The sequence below is a fragment of the Ferrovibrio sp. GW821-FHT12E11 genome (assembly GCF_058806975.1).
The window spans coordinates 502,232-523,475 of sequence record NZ_JBXAQG010000001.1 but is presented as its reverse complement, the minus strand read 5'-3'; the positions used below and the strand labels follow the sequence as shown (position 1 = coordinate 523,475).

The window sequence follows — 21,244 nt, the reverse complement described above, 5'->3', positions numbered from 1 at the left end:
GTCCGGGTTGGGAAGCGCTGCGGCATCCTACCACGGTTGCCGGTTAACAGAATCTTCACGACTCAGGACCACTCTGCGACCCACGGATAAAGGCTTGTCTTCTGGCCACCGGAACCCGTTCCGGCCGCAGGGTTTGTGTAGAGATGGATCTCGACAAGATTGGCATTCTGAAGGCGATCACCCGGCGCATGGACTGGCTGGGCGAGCGCCAGCGCGTGCTGTCGGAAAACATCGCCAATGCCGATACGCCGAACTACAAGCCCAAGGATCTGAAGGCGGTCAGCTTTGGCGAGTTGGTGCGCGGCAATCAGCTGAGCGCCAGCGGTAGCGGCGGTTCGGCCGGTACGGCAGCGACCCAACCCGGCCATTTCCGCGGTCTGGCCGGTCGCGGCAGCGATAACTGGAAGGCCACTCGCGCTCAGGGCAATTACGAGACGGCGCCGAACGGCAATGCCGTCAACCTGGAACAGCAGATGATGAGCGTTGCTGAAACCCAGGGCGACCATAATATGATGACCAACCTGTACCGCAAACAGGTCGGTATGCTGCGCAAGGCGCTGAGCAGTCCGCGTTAAGGCAGGCAGAGGACAAGACGCATGGAACTCAAGAATTCTATGAAGATTTCCGCTTCGGGCATGCGTGCCCAGGGCGAGCGTCTGAAGACCATTGCGGAAAACCTGGCCAATACGGACTCGCTGGGCAAGACGCCGGGTGCCGATCCCTATCGCCGCAAGACCGTGAATTTCAAGTCCGAGCTCGACCGCGCGCTCGGCGCCAATATGGTCAAGGCGCAGAAGCCGGTGGCCGACCGCTCGGATTTCGAGCTCAAATACGATCCCGGCCATCCGGCGGCCAATGCCGATGGCTATGTGAAGATGCCCAACGTGAAATCGGTCATCGAAATGGCCGATATGCGCGAGGCGCAGCGCACCTACGAAGCGAACCTGAACGCAGTCGACTCGGCCAAGCAGATGCTGACCCGGACCATCGACCTGCTGCGCAACTGATAACGGCTGGCAAGGGAGATCGCATCCATGGTTGATTTTCGGATTGGCGGCAGTATTCCCGGCCTCAACCCCGCGCTGGGCGTTGGCGATGTCAGCAAGGTCAAGTCGGGTGGCGGCTTCGGCGAGATGCTGGGCGAAGCGCTGCAGGGCGCCCTCGACTCCAACAAGGCGGCGGAAGCGACCTCGGCCAAGGCGGTCGCCGGCAAGGCCGATGTCACCGATGTGGTGACGGCCGTGACCAATGCCGAACTGGCCCTGGATACCGTGGTGGCGGTGCGCGACAAGGTGATCAGCGCCTACCAGGAAATCATTCGCATGCCGATCTGAGGCTGCGCTCGCCGGCCTGTCCGGCGGATGCTGACATCATCTTCAGTGGACGGCTGGGCCTTTGCCGACAATTCGGTATTATCGGCGGCGGAGACCGAATCGATGACGCCCGTCGAAGTCACAGACATTATGCGCGATGCCATCTGGGTGTTGCTGAAGGTATCGGGGCCTGCCCTGATCGTCAGCCTGGTGGTCGGCATTATCATTTCGCTGCTGCAGACGCTGACCCAGCTGCAGGAGCCGACCCTGACCTTCGTGCCGAAAATCCTGGCGATCTTTGCCACGCTGATCATCACCATGCCGTTCATGATCGGCACCATGGTGACCTTCATGGAACAGCTGGCGCAGCGCATCGCTGGCCTGGAATAGCGGGGCCGGGCCGTGCTGCAGGATATCGCCGCCGGAAACGTCTACGTTTTTCTTCTTCTCTTTGCCCGTCTGGGCTCTGCCATGATGTCGCTGCCCGGCGTGGGCGAAAGCTCGGTTCCCGGCCGCGCCCGGCTCAGTCTCGCGCTGCTGACGGCCGGGCTTGCCGTGCCGGTCCTGGGGCCGACCCTGCCACCGCTGCCGGCCCAGCCGCTGCAACTGGCCTTCCTCATCATCACCGAAGTCGGTTTCGGCCTGGCACTCGGTCTGATCGCCCGCCTGATCGTCTTCACCCTCAATGTCGCCGGCACGGTGATCGCCATGCAGGCTGGCCTGTCGGCGGCCACCTTCTTCGATCCGACGCAAGGGCAGCAGAATGTGCTGGTCTCCAGCGCCTTGGTGTTCTTCGGCATCGCCCTGATCTTCGCCACCGACCTGCATCTGCTCTGCCTGCAGGCGGCCTATGACAGCTATACCCTGTTCCCGCCGATGCGGGCGCCATCGTTTGGTGATTTCGCCAATGTCGCCACGCGGCTGATCGACAGCGGCTTCGCGCTGGGTATCAAGATGGCGGCGCCCTTCATCGTCTACGGCATCATCTTCAACGTCGCTCTTGGCCTGCTCAACCGCCTGATGCCGCAGCTGCAGATCTTTTTCATCATGCAGGCGCCGCAGATCGCCATGTCGCTGGTGGTGCTTGGCCTGTCGCTGAGCGCGATCGGGATCGTGTTCACCACGCGCTTCGAGGAACAGATGTCGCAGTTCCTCGTGCCACGCTAGGAGGAAGGGCATGTCGGAAGACGCTGACCCAGAATCCAAAACCGAAGACCCTTCCGGGAAACGCTTAGGCGAGGCGGCCAAGAAGGGCAATGTGGCCAAGTCGATGGAAATCGGCTTCTGGTTCACCTTTCTGGCCGCGGCGATCGTGCTGTGGATGCTGGCCGCGCCGCTGTCCAAGAAGATCATGGGCGCGACCCTGGTCTTTTTCGAGCAGCCGCACCTGATTCCCATCGATCCCAGCCATCTCGACAATCTGGCGGTGGACCTGATGATCGAAGTGGGGATGGCGCTGTCGCCGGTCCTTGCCGTCTTCGTGATTTTCAGCCTGGTGAGCAGCATCATCCAGAATCCACCGCAGATCAGCGTCGAGAAACTGCAGCCCGATTTTTCCAGGCTGTCGCTCTCTGCCGGTCTCAAGCGGCTGATCTCGCTCAACTCGGTGGTCGAGTTCGTCAAAAACATCGTCAAGATCGTCATCATCGGCTCGATCCTGATGACGATCCTGATGCCTGAACTCGACTCCCTCGAGACATTGATCGATCTGGATATCTCGATCCTGCTGGAGCTTTGCCTCAAGATCGTGCTGAAGGTCATCGGGGCGCTGCTCGGCATCATGACCATCGTCGCTGCCGCCGACTATGCCTATCAGAAATACAACTATATCAAGCAGCTCCGCATGACCAAGCAGGAGGTCAAGGAGGAGTACAAGGAGCAGGAAGGCGATCCGCTGATCAAGGCCAAGCTGCGGCAGTTGCGCATGCAGCGCGTGCGCGGCCGCATGATGGCGGCGGTGCCGCAGGCCAGCGTCGTGGTCACCAACCCGACCCACTATGCCGTGGCGTTGTCCTACGACTCCGAGAAGACCGATGCGCCCCGGGTGGTGGCCAAGGGCACCGATCTGATTGCGCGGCGCATCCGCGAGATCGCCACCGAGAACAAGGTGCCGATCGTCGAGAATCCGCCGCTGGCGCGCGCCCTGTTCAAGACCGAGCTGGATCACGAAATTCCGGTCGACCATTTCCGCGCCGTGGCCGAGATCATCTCCTACGTCATGCGTCTCAAGGACGGCATCGAGGCAAAATACGAACCCAAGGTCGAGACGGTCGAATAGCATGGGCCGATCGTCATGACATTGTCTTTCGCCTCCCTGATCGGCACGCCGCGACGGCGCACGGCCTGGCTGCTGGCCGAGGCCAGCCCGTTTGCCCGCGCCATCACCCGCGGCCATGATCTGCTCGTCGCCAATACCGCCTATCGCGTGCTGGCGGCGCGGCTGGAGCGCGATGGCGCCACCGATCCCGAACAGCTGCTCGGCGCCGAGCTCGGCAATGCCGAAACCATCGCCCGGCTGCGGGCCCTGCTGCCGTTGGGGCGGGCCGTGCAGGAGGATGTGCAGATCGCGGTCGGCGATGGCGTGCTGTCGCTGCGCGTCACGGCGATGCAGGCGCCGGAGCGGCGCAACTGGGTGATCTGGGATATCCAGGAAGTGGCGGACAGTGCGGCGGCCCTGGTGGCCGTCCGGCAGCAGCGCGACGAGCTGGCTGCCTTTATCGACAACGCGCCGGTCGGGTTGTATTCCGCCGCGGCCGACGGACGCTTCCTGTTTGCGAACCGCACCTTCGCGGCCTGGCTCGGCGTGCTGCCCGAGCAATTGGTGGGCAGCGATATCATGCTGGCCGATGTGCTCTATCACGGCGAAGGCCGCGAGAACGAGGCGATGACGCCCGACTGGCTTGGCGGCGAGGCCAAGCTCAAACCCTTGGCCGGCGGCGAGGGCGGCGGTTCGACCGCCGGCGCCGGCGGCTTCCGCCTGGTCAGCGTCAGCCAGAGTTCGGTCTCCGATACCGATGGCAATCCGCTGCGCTACAGCGCGGTGGTGCATGATCTGGGGCTTGAGCTGCGCCAGCGTGGCACGCTGCGTCCCGTCGAAGCCGAGTTCCGCCGTTTCTTCGACCAGGCGCCGATCGGCATCCTGGTGCTGGATGGCACCGGCACCATCCGCGAGGCCAATGCCGCCTTTGCCATGCTCTGCGGTCGCGACGACTGGCTCGGCCAGCGTCTCGCGGCCCTTGTGCGCGAGGAGGATGCGCTGTCGCTGACCCGCCATCTGATGGCGCTGCGGCGCGGCGAAACCTTCAGTCGGGCGCTGGAAGTGCGGCTGGCCGGCCCGCGTGAGCGCGTGGTGGAGGTCTTCGCCGCATCTTCGGCCGAGCGCGACGATGGCCAGTCGGCCCAGCTGGTCTATCTGGTCGACACCACCGAGCAGCGCAGCCTGCAGAGCCAGTTCCATCAAAGCCAGAAGATGCAGGCGGTGGGGCAGCTCGCCGGCGGCATCGCCCATGACTTCAATAACCTGCTCACCGCGATGATCGGCTTCTGCGACCTGCTGCTGCAGCGGCACCAGCCCGGCGACCAGTCCTTCGCCGATGTCATGCAGATCAAGCAGAATGCCAGCCGCGCCGCCAACCTGGTGCGTCAGTTGCTGGCGTTCTCGCGCCAGCAGACCCTGGTGCCCAAGGTGCTGGACGTCACCGACGTGCTGGCCGACCTGCGCAACCTGATCGGCCGCCTGATCGGCGAGACCATCACGCTCAACATCATCCACGGTCGCGATCTCGGTCTGGTAAAGGTCGACCAGGGCCAGCTCGAACAGGTCATCATCAATCTCGCGGTGAATGCGCGCGATGCGATGGTCGAGGGCGGCGAACTGCGCGTGCGCACCATGAACCATATGGTCGAGCAGGCGACGCCGCTGGGCACCGAGACCATCCCGCCCGGCGATTATGTGCTGATCGAGGTGACCGACAGCGGTCATGGCATCGCGCCCGAGCATATGGTGAAGATCTTCGATCCCTTCTTCACCACCAAGGCGGTGGGCGCCGGCACCGGCCTCGGTCTCTCCACCGTCTATGGCATCATCAAGCAGACCGGGGGGTTCATTCATGTCGAGAGTGCGCCGGGCGAAGGCGCCTGCTTCCGCCTTTATCTGCCGCGCTACCGGCCGACCACCGACGAACTGAGTGCCAGCCGTGAAGACATCCGGCCCGATACCCGCGATCTCACCGGCCAGGGCCTGGTGCTGCTGGTGGAAGACGAGGATGCGGTGCGCGCCTTTGCCGCCCGGGCGCTCCGCAACAAGGGCTACACCGTGATCGAGGCGGCGTCGGGCGACCAGGCGCTGGCCCTGCCGGCGGAACAGCTCGACCGGGTGGAACTGCTGATTTCGGACGTGGTGATGCCCGGCCTGGACGGACCGAGCCTGGCGGCGCAGCTGCGGACCCGCCGCCCGGATCTGAAAATCCTGTTTATCTCCGGTTACGCCGAAGACAGCTTGCGCAACAACATGGCGAAATCGCCCCATGTGAACTTCCTGCCCAAGCCCTTTTCGCTCAGTCAGTTGGCCGGCAAGGTCAAGGAAGTGATGGACGGGGTGATCTGAGACCAATCTCTGGCTGCATCCTGGGCGCCGTGAAAGTCCGGGTGCAGCCAGAGATTGGCCGATCGCACCGGCATAGATCGCATCCGGACTGATTCCGGATATTTCTTCGAGTTTCTAAGAATTTATTGGATTTTCGCGCCGCTAAAAGCGAGGCTCTGCCGGACAGAATCGTCGCATCGATCGCGGCGCTAAAAGCGCAGCCTGTTGCCGTCATGATTTGACTGGCGTTCAGGCTCTGGGAGAGATTTTCAGTGACCAGTGTTGGCCTCTATCCGACAACGCAAATCGCGGGTCTGTCTGCGACCGCGATCCGGGGGCTGACCACGACCGACATCCAGTCGCTCAAATCGACCCAGATCGCCGCGCTGTCCCAGACAGGCATTGCCACGCTGGATACCACGCAAGTCGATGCGCTGCTGAGCAAGCAGATCAAAGCCCTCACGGCGGCGCAGCTGGGCTATTTCAGCACCTCCCAGCTCGTCTTCGATGCCGCGCAGCTCGCCGTTCTCTCGGGCACGCAACTGCAGGCCCTCAGCACGACCAACCTCAATCATCTCGACACCACCCAGATCCGGTCGCTGAGCACCACCCAGATTCGGACCCTGACGACGACGCAGATCGCGGGTCTGCGACCCAGTGATATCGGGGAACTGACGGCCACGCAGATCGGGAGCCTGACCGGCACCCAGGTGGCGGCACTCCAGACCAGCGATCTGAATGCCTTCAGCACCGCGCAGATCCAGGCGCTGACGGCCGGGCATATCCGGGCCTTGAGCACCACGCAGGTCGCGTCGCTGACATCGACGGCCGTCGGCAACCTGAATGCGACGCAGGCAAGAAACCTGACCACCACGCAGATCGGCGTGCTGAATGCGGCGCAGGTCGGCGCGTTGACTGGCCCGGCGCTTTCCGGACTGTCGACGGTTCAGTTGCAATCGCTGAGCACAACCAATCTGAACGCGCTCGACACGACGCAGACGCGGGCGTTGACCACGACGCAGGTGAAGGCGCTGACCGCAGCGCAGATCGCGGGTCTGCGGACAACGGATATCGGCGAGCTGAACACGACGCAGCTGAAGGTGCTGACGGGAACGCAGTTACGGGCGTTGAGCACAACCAACCTGAATGCGCTTGATGCCACGCAGAGCCAGGTGCTGACGACCAGCCAGATCTCCGCGCTGACCGCGACCCAGATCGCCGCGCTTGATACGACCGATGTTGCCGATTTGACATCGACGCAGGTCCGGGCTCTGACCGTCGCGCAGGTGGCCGCGCTCGGCACCGCCGACCTGAATGCCTTCAATACCACGCAGTTGCAGGCGCTGACGGCGACGCAGGTGCGGGCCCTGACCACGGCGCAGATCGCATCCCTGGCGACCACGGCGATCAATCTCCTGACTGCGACGCAGGTAAAGGGGCTGACTTCGACGCAGATCGGACGGCTGTCCGAATCCCAGGTCGGCGCCCTGACCGTGACCGCAATCACCGGGCTGACGGCGCCGCAGCTGCGCGCACTGAGCACCACCAACCTGAATGCGCTCAACACCGCGCAGGTGCAGGCCCTGACGACAGGGCAGGTGCGGAGCCTGACGACGACCCAGGTCGCGAGCCTGCGGGCGACCGATGCCAGCGAGCTGACGAACACGCAGATATGGGCGCTGACGGCGGCGCAGTTGCGCGCGCTGAGCACAACCGGCCTGAATGCTTTTAGCACCACGCAGGTGCAGGCGCTGACCGCGGCGCAGGTGAGGGGACTGACGACGACGCAGGTCGCGGGCCTGCGGTCCGGCGATATCGGCGAGCTGAACGCGACGCAGGTCAAGGCGCTGACCACGGCGCAGTTGCGTTCGCTGAGCACCACCAACCTGAACGCGCTCGATACGACGCAGACGCAGGCATTGACTGCGGCGCAGGTAAAGGGCCTGACGACGACGCAGGTCGCGGATCTGCGGTCCGGCGATATCGCCGAACTGGCCACGGCGCAGGTGCAGGCGCTGGCCACGGCGCAGTTGCGCGCGCTGAGCACGACCAACCTGAACGCACTCGGCACGGCGCAGACGCAGGCATTGACTGCGGCGCAGGTAAAGGGTCTGACAACCACGCAGGTCGCGGGTCTGCGCTCCAGCGACATCGATGAACTGACCACGACGCAGGTCAAGGCGCTGACCACCACGCAATTGCGGTCGGTGGGGACAGCCAGCCTGAACGCGTTCGACACCACGCAGACCCAGGTGCTGACGGCGGCGCAGGTGAAGGGGCTGACGACCACGCAGATCGCGGGGTTGGACACCACCGATATCGGCGAATTCACCACGACGCAGATCAAGAGCCTGACCACCACGCAGGTGGCGGCATTCGATCCGGCCGATGTGAACGGCCTCACCACCGCCCAGTTGCAGGCCCTGGCAACGACGCAGGTCAAGGCGCTGAGTTTAACGCAGCTGGGCGCATTCAGCGCAACGCAGGTCAAGGCGCTGACGACGGCGCAGCTCTCCGCACTGACCACGGCGCAGCGCAATGCCCTGGGCACGGCGACCATCGCCACCCTGACCACGACGCAGCTCAGGGCGCTGACCACCACGCAGATCGCGTCGCTGACTGAAACGCAGGTCGGCACCCTGACCTCGACGTCACTTTCGGCCCTCGCCCCGACCCAGGTCGCCGCCTTGACCACCGCGGCGCTGAACGCCCTGAGCGCCAGCCAGGTGCAGGCTCTGACCGCAGAGCAGATTTCCGCTCTGACCACGACGCAGATCGCGGGCCTGCGCGGCGCCGATGTTGCCGAATTCACCACGACGCAGATCAGGAGCCTGACCGCCACCCAGGTGGCGGCATTCGAGCTGGCCGATCTGAATGCCCTGACCACAAGCCAGGTCAGGGCGCTGGCGCCGACACAGCTGACGGCCCTGGGCACGGCGGCCGTGGCGGCCTTGTCCAGTACGCAGGTGGCGGCGCTGACCACCACGGTGCTGAATGCCCTGAGTCCGACGCAGCTGCGGGCGCTGACGACAGCACAGGTTTCCGCCCTGACCACGGCCCAGGTCGGGTCGCTCGATACAACGGCCATATCCGGCCTGAGCACGACGCAGCTGAGAGCGCTGAGCGCGACGCAGATCGCGGCGCTGAACGAAAGCCAGATCGGCGCCCTGGCGCCGACGGCGATTGCAGCCCTTGCCACCACTCAGGTGGCGGCCCTGACCACCGCTGCGGTGAACGCGCTGTCGACGACGCAGGCGCAGGCGCTGACGGCGGAACAGGTGGCGGCGTTGACCGCGACGCAGATTGCGGGTCTGGCGGGCACTGATATCGCCGAACTGGGCACGACGCAGCTGCGCGCCCTGACGACGGCGCAGGTTTCCGCACTGAGCACGACGCAGATCGGGTCGCTTGATACAACCGCCATCGCCAGCCTGAGCACGACGCAGATGAGAGCGCTGAGCGCGACGCAGATCGCGGCGCTGGACGAAAGCCAGGTCGGTGCCCTGGCGCCGACGGCACTGGCGGCTCTGTCCACCACGCAGGTGGCGGCCCTGACCACCGCCGCCCTGGATGCGCTGTCGACAACGCAGGCGCAGGCGCTGACGGCGACGCAGGTGGCGGCGCTGGGCACGGCGCAGATCGCCGGCCTGCGCAGCACCGATATCGGTGAACTGAGCACGACACAGCTCAGGGCGCTGACCGCGACCCAGATCGCGGCCCTGAATGAAACCCAGATCGGCGGGCTGGCCCCGACGTCCCTGACGGCCTTCGCCACCGCGCAGGTGACGGCCCTGACCACGACGGCACTGAATGCGCTGTCCACGACGCAGGCGCAGGCGCTGACGGCGGAGCAGGTTTCCGCTCTGACCACCACGCAGATCGCCGACCTGCGCGGCACCGATATCGGCGAACTGAGTACGACACAGTTACGGGCGCTGACCGTGACGCAGATCGCGGCTTTGAATGAAAGTCAGGTCAGTGCCCTGGCGCCGACGGCCCTGGCAGCGCTCGCCACCACGCAGGTGGCGGCGCTGACCACCACCGCCCTGAATGCCCTGTCGACGACGCAGACGCAGGCCCTGACGGCAGAACAGATTTCCGCGCTGACCACAGCGCAGATCGCCGGCCTGCGGACCACCGATATCGGTGAGCTGGACACCGCGCAGGTCCAGGCGCTGTCGACGACGCAGGTGGCGGCGCTGAGCACGGCGCAGCTGGATGCGCTGTCAACGACGCAGCTGCAGGCGCTGACGGCGGAGCAGGTTTCCGCGCTGAGCGCGACCCAGGTCGGGTCGCTCGATACAACCGCCATCGCCGGCCTGAGCACGACGCAGCTCCAGGCCTTGAGCACCACGCAGATCGCGGTGCTGACGGCAACTCAGGTCGGCGTGCTGGCGCCGACGGCGCTGGCGGCGCTCGCCACCACGCAGGTGGCGGCGTTGAGCACGGCGGCTCTGAATGCCCTGTCGACGACGCAAGTGCAGGCGCTGACGGAAACACAGGTTGCCGCGCTGAGCACGACGCAGATCGCCGGCCTGCGCACCACCGATATCGGCGAACTGGACACCATCCAGGTGCAGGCGCTGACGGCGACGCAGGTTTCGGCGCTGGGCACTGCCAATCTGAACGCCCTGAACACCAGCCAGGCGCAGGCGCTGACGGCAGAGCAGGTAGGGGCGCTGAGCACCACGCAGATCGCGAACCTGCAGGCTGCCGATATCGGCGAGCTGGGCACCACGCAGGTCCGGGCACTGACCACGACGCAGATCGGGGTGTTGAGCACCACGCAGGTCCGGGCGCTCGATGCAACCGCCATCGCCAGCCTGAGCACGACGCAGCTCAGGAGCCTCGGCGCGACGCAGATCGCGGCGCTGACGGAAACCCAGGTTGGTGCGCTGCTCCCGACGGCGCTGGCAGCGCTCGCCACCACGCAGGTGGCAGCCTTGACCACGACGGCGCTGAATGCGCTGTCCACCACGCAGGTCCAGGCGCTGACGGCGGAGCAGGTGGCGGCGCTGACCACGGCGCAGATCACGGGCCTGCGCAGCACCGATATCGCCGAACTCGGCACCACGCAGATCCGGGGCCTGACCGCGGCACAGGTCGCGGCGCTGAGCACCACCAGCCTGAATAGCCTGGACACGACGCAGGCCCAGGCCCTGACGGCGGAGCAGGTGGCAGCGCTGACCACGACGCAGATCGCCGGCCTGCGCAGCACCGATATCGCCGAACTCAGCACCACGCAGATCCGGGGCCTGACCACGGTACAGGTTGCGGCGCTGACGGAAACCCAGGTCGGCGCCCTGACTCCGACGGCGCTGGCGGCGCTGGCCACCACGCAGGTGGCGGCCCTGAGCACGGCGGCCCTGAATGCCCTGTCGACGGCGCAGGTGCAGGCGCTGACGGAAACGCAGGTTTCCGCGCTGACCACGACGCAGATCGCCGGCCTGCGCACCACCGATATTGCCGAGCTGGGCAGCACGCAGATCCGGAGCCTGACGGCGACGCAGGTTTCGGCGCTGAGCAGCGCTAATCTGAATGCCTTCGACACGACCCAGGCCCAGGCGCTGAGCACCGCGCAGATCGCGGCGCTGACCACGACGCAGATCACGGGCCTGCGCAGCACCGATATTGCCGAACTCGGCACCACGCAGCTCCGGGCACTGACCACCGCCCAGGTCGCGGTGCTGAGCGAAAGCCAGGTCGGCGCCCTGACCCCGACGGCGCTGGCGGCCCTTGCCACCACGCAGGTGGCGGCGCTCAGCACGACGGCGCTGAACGCCTTGAACGCCAACCAGGTCCAGGCGCTGACGGCGGAGCAGGTCTCCGCGCTGGGCACGACGCAGATCGCAGGCCTGCGCACCACCGATATCGGCGAGCTGACCACCACGCAGGTGCGGGCGCTGACAGCGACGCAGGTGGCAGTGCTCAGCACCACCAACCTGAATGCCCTGACCGCCAGCCAGGCGCAGGCGCTGACGACGGCGCAGATTGCCGCACTCAGCACCACGCAGATCGCGGGTCTGCGGACCACCGATATCGGTGAACTGACCGCCACGCAGGTGGCGGCCCTGACCACGGCACAGATCGCGGCCCTGAGCACCACCAGCCTGAATGCCTTCGACGCGACACAGGCCCAGGCCCTGAGCACCACGCAGATCGTGGCCCTGACCGCCACGCAGATCGCCGGTCTGCGCAGTACCGACATCGCCGAACTGGGCACGACGCAGCTCAGGGCCCTGACCACGGCGCAGGTCGCGACACTGAATGAAACCCAGGTCGGCGCCCTGACCCCAACGGCGCTGGCGGCCCTTGCCGCCACGCAGGTGGCGGCGCTGAGCACGACGGCGCTGAATGCCCTGAATACCAGCCAGGTCCAGGCCCTGACGGCGACGCAGGTTGCCGCGCTGAGCACGACGCAGATCGCGGGCCTGCGCACCACTGATATCGCCGAACTGGGCACGACGCAGATCAAGGGGCTGACGGCCGCGCAGCTCGCCGTGCTGGGCACCGCCAACCTGAACGCGCTGTCGACAACGCAGGCCCAGGCCCTGACGACAGAGCAGATTGCCGCGCTGAGCACGACGCAGATCGCCGGCCTGCGCACCACCGATATCGCCGAGCTTGGCACGACGCAGATCAAGGGGCTGACGGCCACGCAGCTCGCCGTGCTGAGCACCACCAGCCTGAATGCCTTCGACACGACGCAGGCGCAGGCGCTGACGGAGACGCAGGTTTCCGCGCTGAACACCACGCAGGTCGCCAGCCTGCGCACCACCGATATCGGCGAGTTTGGCACGACGCAGATCAAGGGTCTGACGGCCGCGCAGCTCGCCGTGCTCAGCACCACCAGCCTGAATGCTCTGACGACGACGCAGGCGCAGGCGCTGACCGAGACCCAGGTGGCGGCGCTGAGCACCACCCAGATCGCCGGCCTGCGCACCACCGATATCGCCGAGCTGGGCACGACGCAGATCCGAGGCCTGACGGCTGCGCAGCTTGCCGTGCTCAGCACCACCAACCTGAATGCGCTCAACACGACCCAGTCCCAGGCGCTGACGGCGACCCAGGTTGCCGCGCTGAGCACCACCCAGATCGCCAGCCTGCGTACCACCGATATCGCCGAGCTGGGCACGACGCAGATCCGGGGCCTCACCGCCGCGCAGCTTGCCGTGCTGAGCACCACCAGCCTGAATGCATTGTCGACGACGCAGGCGCAGGCGCTGACCGAGACCCAGATCGCGGCGCTGAGCACCACCCAGATCGCCGGCCTGCGCACCACCGATATCGCCGAACTGGGCACCACGCAGATCGCGGCGCTCACCGCCACCCAGGTTGGCGTGCTGAGCACCGCGCAGATCGCCGGCCTCGCCACCACGCAGGTGGCGGCGCTTCAGACCACCGACCTGAATGCCCTGAACACCACGCAGACCCGGGCCCTGACGGCGACGCAGGTGGCGGCGCTCACCACCACGCAGATCGCGGGCCTGCAGACCACCGATATCGGTGAGCTGACCACGACGCAGATCAAGGCGCTGACGGCGGCGCAGGTGGCGGTGCTCAGCACCACCAATCTGAATGCCTTTGCCACCACGCAGACGCAGGCCCTGACCGCGACCCAGGTGGCGGCGCTGAGCACGACGCAGATCGCCGGTCTGCGCACCACCGACATCGCCGAACTGGGCACGGCCCAGGTGCAGGCGCTGACGGCGGCGCAGGTGGCGGCGCTGAGCACCACCAATCTGAATGCCTTTGCCACCACGCAGGTGCAGGCGCTGACCGCGACGCAGGTGGCGGCGCTGAGCACGACGCAGATCGCCGGCCTGCGCACCACCGATATCGCCGAACTGGGCACGGCCCAGGTCAAGGCGCTGACGGCGACGCAGGTGGCGGCGCTCAGCACCACCAACCTCAATGCCCTGGTCACCACCCAGGTGCAGGCCCTTGCCACCACGCAGGTGGCGGCCCTGACCACGACCCAGATCGCCGGTCTGCGCACCAGCGATATGGCCGAGCTGGGCAGCACGCAGGTGCAGGCGCTGACGGCCACGCAACTGTCAGCGCTGAGCACCACCAATCTGAATGCCCTGAGCGGCTCGCAGACACGGGCGCTGACCACGACGCAGATACAGGGCCTGAGCACCACCCAGATCGCCGGCCTGCGCTCGACCGATATCAACGAGCTGTACCGGACGCAGCTTCAGGCATTCTCCACCGCCCAGGTGGCGGCGATCGCCACCACGGCCATCAGCGGGCTGAGCGCGAACGACATCCTGGCGTTCAGCCCGGCCCAGGCGAATGCCTTCACCTCCGCGCAGGTCTCGGCGCTGAACCGCTGGCAGTACCGCGCCTGGCTCGAGGCGCTGGCTTAAGAGGCTGGGAACAGCGCGGCGCGTCCTGCCAGCCTCCCGCTGCGACTCGCCTATCAGGCCTCTGAAATCCCATTTATCTCTGGTTACGTGGCGTGGGAATTTCACCCCCATAAGGCGAAATTCACCCATTTGAATGGCCACAAAAGGCCAGTTTTATCGGCTAACCGGCCTGGAAAGAGCGGGACCGGCGCCTTTTGGACAGGGCGGCGGGGAATCGCCCGGCAGGCTGAACGCCCGCGAACATCGCAGCATAGCTTTGAGAACATCAGTAGAATAGACCAGCAAAATCAGGGACATGCAGGGGTCGCAAGATTTTGCTGGACAATGGCAACGATATAGGAACATATGGGGTCAGAACGGCGTATAATTGCAATTCACTGGTCCCCATGAAAGGATGCCCCGCAATGTCGTCCCCCTCTCTTCGGCTCGTGGACAAGGAAAACATGGATAAGGGTAAGGCTCTGGAAGCGGCGCTCTCGCAGATCGAGCGCAATTTCGGCAAGGGCTCGGTGATGAAGCTCGGCCAGCGTCAGAGCATGGAGGTGGAGTCGATCTCCACCGGTTCGCTCGGCCTGGATATCGCACTCGGCATCGGCGGCCTGCCGAAGGGCCGCATCGTCGAGGTCTACGGTCCGGAAAGCTCGGGCAAGACCACCATCGCCCTGCATGTCGTGGCCGAGGCCCAGAAGAAGGGCGGCACCTGCGCCTTCGTCGACGCCGAACACGCGCTCGATCCGTCCTATGCCCGCAAGCTCGGTGTGAATATCGAGGAGCTGCTGATCTCGCAGCCCGATACCGGTGAGCAGGCGCTGGAAATCGCCGACACCCTGGTCCGCTCCGGCGCCATCGACGTGCTGGTCATCGACTCGGTCGCCGCCCTCGTGCCCCAGGCCGAACTGGAAGGCGAGATGGGCGACACCCATGTCGGCCTGCAGGCCCGTCTGATGAGCCAGGCGCTGCGCAAGCTGACCGCCTCGATTTCCAAGTCGAACTGCATGGTCATCTTCATCAACCAGATCCGCATGAAGATCGGCGTGATGTTCGGCAGCCCGGAAACCACCACCGGCGGCAACGCGCTGAAGTTCTACGCCTCTGTCCGCCTCGATATCCGCCGCATCGGCGCCATCAAGATCCGCGACGAGGTGGTGGGCAACCAGACCCGCGTGAAGGTGGTCAAGAACAAGGTGGCGCCCCCGTTCAAGGTGGTCGACTTCGACATCATGTATGGCGAGGGCGTCTCCAAGACCGGCGAACTGATCGACCTGGGCGTGAAAGCCAATGTGGTCGAGAAGTCGGGCTCCTGGCTCTCGTTTGATAGCCAGCGCATCGGCCAGGGCCGCGAGGCCGCCAAGGTCTTCCTCAAGGAAAACCCTGAAGTGGCCAATCGTATTGAAGCCGCGATCAAGGCCAATACCGGCATCGTGGCCGCCGCGATCGACGCCGGCCCGGATGCGGGCGAGGTCGAAGACGCGGAATAGGATTTCCCCAAGCTCAACGCCGGCAAACCACGGCGCCTGAGTTAATCTCCTCCATGGGAAAAGCCCCGGCAGCGGACCTCGCTGCCGGGGTTATTTTTTGCCTTGCGCCCATCCGCCCCGGGGCGGCCTGGCTTTTTCCACGACCGCTTGAAATGTTCGCGGAGCGTTCTAAATGGGGCATTACCAAAGCTGCTACCTTTGGTGGAAGTTTCGGTTAACGCGAAGCGGAATGAAGCGAAACGAAGCCAAACGAAGCGAAAGGAAACCGGAATGAAGCGAAACGAAGTGAAACGAAGCGGGATGAAGCGAAACGAAGCGGAATGAACCCGTCGCGAAGCCGGCTGGCCTGGCCGTGGCGGCCCGGTCGGGGCGCTGCCCGCAAAGGCGGCAATTCCGCGCCGGGGCAAGGACTTACCCTGCCGCCCCCTTCGCTGGACAGGGACGGGAGGGGACGTTAAGACAGTCCTCTTGCCGGTTTATGGCCGGTTCACGACAATCTGACCAGCAAACGACAGGGCGATCCGGCCAAGAGACAGCTCCGGAGCGCCGCCGACCAGGGGTATGAAGTCAATGTCCTCCGCCAGCGACGTCCGCCAGGCCTTCCTCGACTACTTTGCCAAGAACGGGCATAGCGTGGTCGATTCCTCGCCGCTGGTGCCGCGCAACGACCCGACCCTGATGTTCACCAATGCCGGCATGGTGCAGTTCAAGAATGTCTTCACCGGCCAGGAAAAGCGCCCCTATACCCGCGCCACCACCTCGCAGAAATGCGTGCGCGCCGGCGGCAAGCATAACGACCTCGACAATGTCGGCTACACCGCGCGCCATCACACCTTCTTCGAGATGCTCGGCAACTTCTCCTTCGGCGACTATTTCAAGGACGACGCGATCCCGCTCGCCTGGAACCTGATCACCAAAGAGTATGGCCTGCCGAAGGAAAAGCTCTGGGTCACCGTCTATCACGATGACGACCAGGCGCATGGCATCTGGAAGAAGATCGGCGTGGCCGAGGATCGCATCGTGCGCATCGCCACCTCTGACAACTTCTGGGCCATGGGCGATACCGGTCCCTGCGGTCCGTGTTCGGAAATCTTCTACGACCACGGCGACAAGATCTTCGGCGGCCCGCCGGGCAGCCCGGATGCCGATGGCGACCGCTATATCGAGATCTGGAATCTCGTCTTCATGCAGTTCGAGCAGGTGACGAAGGAGCAGCGCATCTCGCTGCCGAAACCGTCCATCGATACCGGCATGGGCCTGGAGCGCATCACCGCGGTGATGCAGGGCAAGCACGACAATTACGATATCGACCTGATGCGGGCGCTGATCGAGGCCTCGGCCGATGCCTCGCATACCGATGCCGATGGCGAGCACAAGGTGAGCCATCGCGTGGTGGCCGACCATCTGCGCTCCTCCTGCTTCCTGATCGCCGATGGCGTGCTGCCGTCGAACGAGGGCCGCGGCTATGTGCTGCGCCGCATCATGCGCCGCGCCATGCGCCATGCGCAGTTGATGGGCTGCAAGGAGCCGCTGATGCACCGCCTGGTGCCGGCGCTGGTGGGCGAGATGGGCCGCGCCTACCCTGAACTCGGCCGCGCCGAAGCGCTGATCGCCGAGACGCTGAAGCTGGAGGAAACCCGCTTCAAGCAGACGCTGGATCGCGGCCTCAAGCTGCTCGATGAAGCTACGGCCAGCATGTCGAAGGGCGACATGCTGCCGGGCGAGACCGCCTTCAAGCTCTATGACACCTACGGCTTCCCGCTCGATCTGACCCAGGATGCGCTGCGTCCGCGCGGCATCAACGTCAATCTCGACGGTTTCCAGTCGGCCATGGCCGCGCAGAAGGCCGAGGCCCGCAAGGCCTGGGCCGGCTCGGGCGAGGCGGCGACCGAGAAGGTCTGGTTCGAGACCAAGGAAGAGAAGGGCGCCACCGAATTCCTCGGCTATGACACGCAGTCTGCCGAAGGCCGCATCGATGCGATCATCGTCAACGGCCAGCCGGTCGGCGAAGCGAAGACCGGCACCGAGGTCGCCGTCGTGCTGAACCAGACGCCGTTCTATGGCGAGTCCGGCGGCCAGCAGGGCGACAGCGGGCTGATTGTGACGGCCGGCGGCGCCAGGGTCGAGGTCAGCGACACCCAGAAGAAGCTCGGCGCCCTGCATGCCCATCTTGGCAAGGTGACCGAAGGCACGCTGAAGCTGGAAGACATGGCGATCCTCACCGTGGATGCCACGCGTCGCGGCGCCATTGCGTCGAACCATTCGGCCACGCATCTGCTGCATGCGGCGTTGCGTCGCAAGCTGGGCGATCACGTGACGCAGAAGGGTTCGCTGGTTTCCCCGGATCGTTTCCGCTTCGACATCAGCCACCCCAAGCCGATCAGCGCCGATGAGGCCGCTGCCGTCGAGGCCGAGGTCAATGCGATGATCCGCCAGAACGATGCCGTGACCACGCGGCTGATGACGCCGGACGAGGCGATCAAGGCCGGCGCCATGGCGCTGTTCGGTGAGAAATATGGCGACGAGGTGCGCGTGCTCTCGATGGGCAAGCTGGAGGACGGCAAGGATTACTCGACCGAACTCTGCGGCGGCACCCATGTGAAGCGCACTGGCGACATCGCGCTGTTCAAGATCGTCAATGAAGGCGCGGTTGCCGCCGGCGTGCGCCGCATCGAGGCGCTGACCGGCGAGGCCGCGCGGCATTACTTCCTGGAACAGGAAGGCACCCTGCAGGCCGCCGCCGATGCGCTGAAGGCGCAGCCGAAAGACGTGCCGCAGCGCTTGACCGCACTGCTGGACGAGAAGCGCAAGCTGGAGCGGGAACTGTCGGAACTGCGCAAGCAGCTCGCCACCGGCGGCGGCGGTGCCGGCGCCCAGGTGAAGGATATCAAGGGCGTGAAATTCTCCGCCCGGTCGCTCGATGGCGTGCCGGCCAAGGATCTGCGCGGCATGGTCGATGCGATGAAGAAGGAAATCGGTTCCGGCGTCGTGGCGCTCACCTCGGTGGCGGACGGAAAAGTTTCTGTTGTCGTCGGCGTCAGCGCCGACCTGACCGGCAGGATCAATGCGGCCGAGCTGGTGAAGATCGCCACGCCGCTGATCGGCGGCCAGGGCGGCGGTGGCCGGCCTGACTTTGCGCAGGGCGGCGGTGCCGATCCGGCCGGCGCCGGCAAGGCGCTGGACGCCATCGCGGCCGAGATCGACAAGGCCGCATAACCGGAAAAGGCAGCTGGCGCAATGACCGAACAGGGCTGGCGCCAGGTCTGCTTCGACCTTCTGGCCGATGACCGCCGCGATGCGCGCCCCGGTCATCGCCTGACTTCCTGGCTGATCGTTATCAGCGTGCTGGCCTGCGCCGTCGCCATCATGCTGGCCACGGTGCCCGGGCTGGATGCGCCAAGCATCTTCTGGCTCGACCGCCTGCGCGAGGCGACCGATATCCTGTTCACAGCCGAGTATCTGCTGCGCATCTGGATCGCACCGGTTTATGCCCATGGCGGCCGGGTTGGCGCGGCCGCCATGCGGCGGCGCTACATGGGCTCGTTCCTTGGCGTAGTCGACCTGCTGGTGATCCTGCCCTTCTGGATCAACCTGGTCGTGCCATTCCCGCGCGACCTGTTCCTCGCCACCGAGATGTTCACGCTGTTCAAGCTGGCGCGCTACACGCCGGGTCTGGCGCTGGTCGCCGCCGTGCTGAAGCGCGAGGCACGGGGCCTGACCGCGGCGCTGGTCGCCGTCAGCGTCATGCTCGTGGTGGGTTCCTCTATCATATATGTGCTGGAGCACGAGGCGCAGCCCGAGGTGTTCGGCTCGATCCCCAAGGCGCTGTGGTGGGGTATCGTCACCGTCGGCTCGGTCGGTTACGGCGACATGATCCCGGTCACGCCGCTGGGCAAGCTGTTCAACGGCTTCATGATCGTGATCGGCGTCGGCACGATTGCCATTCCCGCCGGTCTGCTCGCGTCAGGCTTTGCCGAGGAGATCAAGCGCCGCGAATTCATGGTCACCTGGCGCGCGGTGGCGGCGCTGCCGTTGTTCGCCAAGCTGGATGCCAGTTCGATTGCCGAGATCGCCAGCCTGCTGAAAGCCCAGGTGGTGCCCAGCGGCACCGCCATCGTGCGCCGGGGCGAGCGCGCCGAAGCGATGTTCTTCATCATGGCCGGCGAGGTGGAGGTCGAGATCCTGCCCAAGCCGGTGGTGCTCGGGCCCGGCCAGCATTTCGGTGAGATCGCGCTGCTGCGGCGCACGGATCGCACGGCGACGGTCAGCGCCATCACCGATTGCCGCCTGCTGGCGCTCGAGGTGACCGACTTCCAGCGCCTGCTGCAGGTGCACCCCACCATCCGCGACCATATCGACCGCATCGCCACCGAACGGCTGGAACAGCGCGGCCAGATGGAGACCGGGCCTTCAGCCACATGAGCGCGCCGCCGCTGGGGATCATTGAGGGTTTCTACGGCCGGCCCTGGGCCTGGCAGGACCGGCTCGTCACGCTTACGCGGCTTGCCGGCCATGGTTACGGCTTCTATCTCTACGCACCGAAGGGCGATCCCTTTCTGCGTCGTCGCTGGCAGAAGGAACATCCGCCCGAAATGGCGCAGCGGCTGGCCGAACTCAGCATCCATTGCCGCAGCCTGGGCCTGCGCTTTGGCATCGGCCTCAGTCCCTATGAGCTGTATGCCAAGTTCGGCGCCGGCAAGCGCGCGGCGCTGGCGCGCAAGCTCAGCTTCCTCGACAGTCTGGGTATCGACGATCTCGCCATCCTGTTCGACGACATGCAGGGCGACCGCGACGATCTTGCCGTGCGCCAGCTTGAAATCATCGACTTCGTGGCGGCGCGGACCAAGGCCAGCCGGCTCATCGTCTGCCCGACCTACTACACCGACGATCCGATCCTCGACCAGATCTTTGGCCAGCGGCCGGCGGGCTATGTCGAATCGCTGGGCCGTGAACTCGATCCGGCCATCGCGGTGTTCTGGACCGGCGACAAGGTTTGTTCGACCGCGATTGCGCCCGACTATCTGGAAAGCGTTGGCGGCCGGCTGCGACGCAAGCCGCTGCTATGGGACAACTACCCGGTCAACGACGGGCACATGATGTCGCAATACCTTTACCTGCGCGGTTTCGACAACCGCCCGGCCGCCATCGGCGCGCAGCTTTCCGGACATGCCATCAACCCGGCCTTGCAGCCCACGCTCACCTGCATTCCGGCGCTCACGCTGGCGGCCCTGTATCGCGAAGGGGCAGGCTATCGCGCGGAGGAAGCATGGGACAGAGCGGCGAGGGAACTGCTGGGCGAAGCGTTTGCGGAACGGCTCCGCGCCGATATCGCGGCACTGCAGGATACGGGGCTGGATCAGCTGACGCCTGACCAGCAGGCCGGGCTCCGCAGTCGCTATGGCAGCATCGAGCATCCGGCAGCGTGTGAGATCGTGCAATGGCTGGACGGTGCCTTCCGCATCACGCGCGAAGAGGTCAAGGCGCAATAAAGAAAAA

General features: G+C 65.4%; 12 protein-coding genes. All 12 read left to right on the top strand.

Features of this window, described 5'->3' with window-relative positions:
- Positions 1–143: 143 nt before the first annotated feature.
- The 12 genes from flgB to AC1ROT_RS02570 all read left to right on the top strand — a co-directional run bounded on the left by flgB (position 144) and on the right by AC1ROT_RS02570 (position 21,237).
- Positions 144–575 carry a flagellar basal body rod protein FlgB gene (gene flgB, locus AC1ROT_RS02625; RefSeq protein ID WP_492970279.1) on the top strand — a complete coding sequence of 144 codons (432 nt, stop codon included), beginning with the start codon at positions 144–146 and terminating at the stop codon, positions 573–575.
- A gap of 21 nt (positions 576–596) precedes the next feature.
- Positions 597–1,007, top strand: a complete 411-nt coding sequence (gene flgC / locus AC1ROT_RS02620; protein ID WP_492970280.1) for a flagellar basal body rod protein FlgC — start codon at positions 597–599, stop codon at positions 1,005–1,007.
- 27 nt (positions 1,008–1,034) lie between these two features.
- Complete coding sequence (gene fliE / locus AC1ROT_RS02615) at positions 1,035–1,334, top strand: flagellar hook-basal body complex protein FliE (protein WP_492970281.1); 300 nt, start codon at positions 1,035–1,037, stop codon at positions 1,332–1,334.
- 102 nt (positions 1,335–1,436) lie between these two features.
- Positions 1,437–1,703: a flagellar biosynthesis protein FliQ gene (gene fliQ, locus AC1ROT_RS02610; protein WP_492970282.1), complete on the top strand. Its 267-nt coding sequence runs from the start codon at positions 1,437–1,439 to the stop codon at positions 1,701–1,703.
- 12 nt (positions 1,704–1,715) lie between these two features.
- Positions 1,716–2,480, top strand: a complete 765-nt coding sequence (gene fliR / locus AC1ROT_RS02605) for a flagellar biosynthetic protein FliR (protein WP_492970283.1) — start codon at positions 1,716–1,718, stop codon at positions 2,478–2,480.
- A gap of 10 nt (positions 2,481–2,490) precedes the next feature.
- On the top strand, positions 2,491–3,591 hold the full coding sequence (gene flhB, locus AC1ROT_RS02600; RefSeq protein WP_492970284.1) for a flagellar biosynthesis protein FlhB: 1,101 nt from the start codon (positions 2,491–2,493) through the stop codon (positions 3,589–3,591).
- Positions 3,592–3,606: 15 nt separating this feature from the next.
- Entirely contained in the window at positions 3,607–5,919 is a 2,313-nt protein-coding gene (locus AC1ROT_RS02595; RefSeq protein WP_492997125.1) for an ATP-binding protein, read from the top strand.
- A 251-nt stretch (positions 5,920–6,170) separates the two neighbouring features.
- Positions 6,171–14,270: a beta strand repeat-containing protein gene (locus AC1ROT_RS02590; protein WP_492997124.1), complete on the top strand. Its 8,100-nt coding sequence runs from the start codon at positions 6,171–6,173 to the stop codon at positions 14,268–14,270.
- A gap of 404 nt (positions 14,271–14,674) precedes the next feature.
- The gene (gene recA, locus AC1ROT_RS02585; RefSeq protein WP_492997123.1) at positions 14,675–15,748 is read left to right on the top strand and encodes a recombinase RecA; all 1,074 of its coding nucleotides are present in this window, start codon (positions 14,675–14,677) and stop codon (positions 15,746–15,748) included.
- 570 nt (positions 15,749–16,318) lie between these two features.
- Positions 16,319–18,964, top strand: coding sequence for an alanine--tRNA ligase (alaS, locus tag AC1ROT_RS02580; protein WP_492997122.1), 2,646 nt, complete (start codon positions 16,319–16,321; stop codon positions 18,962–18,964).
- A 21-nt stretch (positions 18,965–18,985) separates the two neighbouring features.
- A complete protein-coding gene (locus AC1ROT_RS02575) occupies positions 18,986–20,170 on the top strand; it encodes a cyclic nucleotide-gated ion channel (RefSeq protein ID WP_492970291.1) in 1,185 nt (394 codons plus the stop codon).
- Positions 20,167–21,237 carry a beta-N-acetylglucosaminidase domain-containing protein gene (locus AC1ROT_RS02570; RefSeq protein ID WP_492997121.1) on the top strand — a complete coding sequence of 357 codons (1,071 nt, stop codon included), beginning with the start codon at positions 20,167–20,169 and terminating at the stop codon, positions 21,235–21,237. Before AC1ROT_RS02575 ends, AC1ROT_RS02570 begins: the two co-directional genes overlap by 4 nt.
- Positions 21,238–21,244 lie beyond the last annotated feature (7 nt).

Coding starts and splice junctions, on each gene's coding strand:
- flgB (WP_492970279.1), top strand. CDS start 144: ATGGATCTCGACAAGATTGGCATTCTGAAGGCGATCACCCGGCGCATG.
- flgC (WP_492970280.1), top strand. CDS start 597: ATGGAACTCAAGAATTCTATGAAGATTTCCGCTTCGGGCATGCGTGCC.
- fliE (WP_492970281.1), top strand. CDS start 1,035: ATGGTTGATTTTCGGATTGGCGGCAGTATTCCCGGCCTCAACCCCGCG.
- fliQ (WP_492970282.1), top strand. CDS start 1,437: ATGACGCCCGTCGAAGTCACAGACATTATGCGCGATGCCATCTGGGTG.
- flhB (WP_492970284.1), top strand. CDS start 2,491: ATGTCGGAAGACGCTGACCCAGAATCCAAAACCGAAGACCCTTCCGGG.
- AC1ROT_RS02595 (WP_492997125.1), top strand. CDS start 3,607: ATGACATTGTCTTTCGCCTCCCTGATCGGCACGCCGCGACGGCGCACG.
- recA (WP_492997123.1), top strand. CDS start 14,675: ATGTCGTCCCCCTCTCTTCGGCTCGTGGACAAGGAAAACATGGATAAG.
- alaS (WP_492997122.1), top strand. CDS start 16,319: ATGTCCTCCGCCAGCGACGTCCGCCAGGCCTTCCTCGACTACTTTGCC.
- AC1ROT_RS02575 (WP_492970291.1), top strand. CDS start 18,986: ATGACCGAACAGGGCTGGCGCCAGGTCTGCTTCGACCTTCTGGCCGAT.
- AC1ROT_RS02570 (WP_492997121.1), top strand. CDS start 20,167: ATGAGCGCGCCGCCGCTGGGGATCATTGAGGGTTTCTACGGCCGGCCC.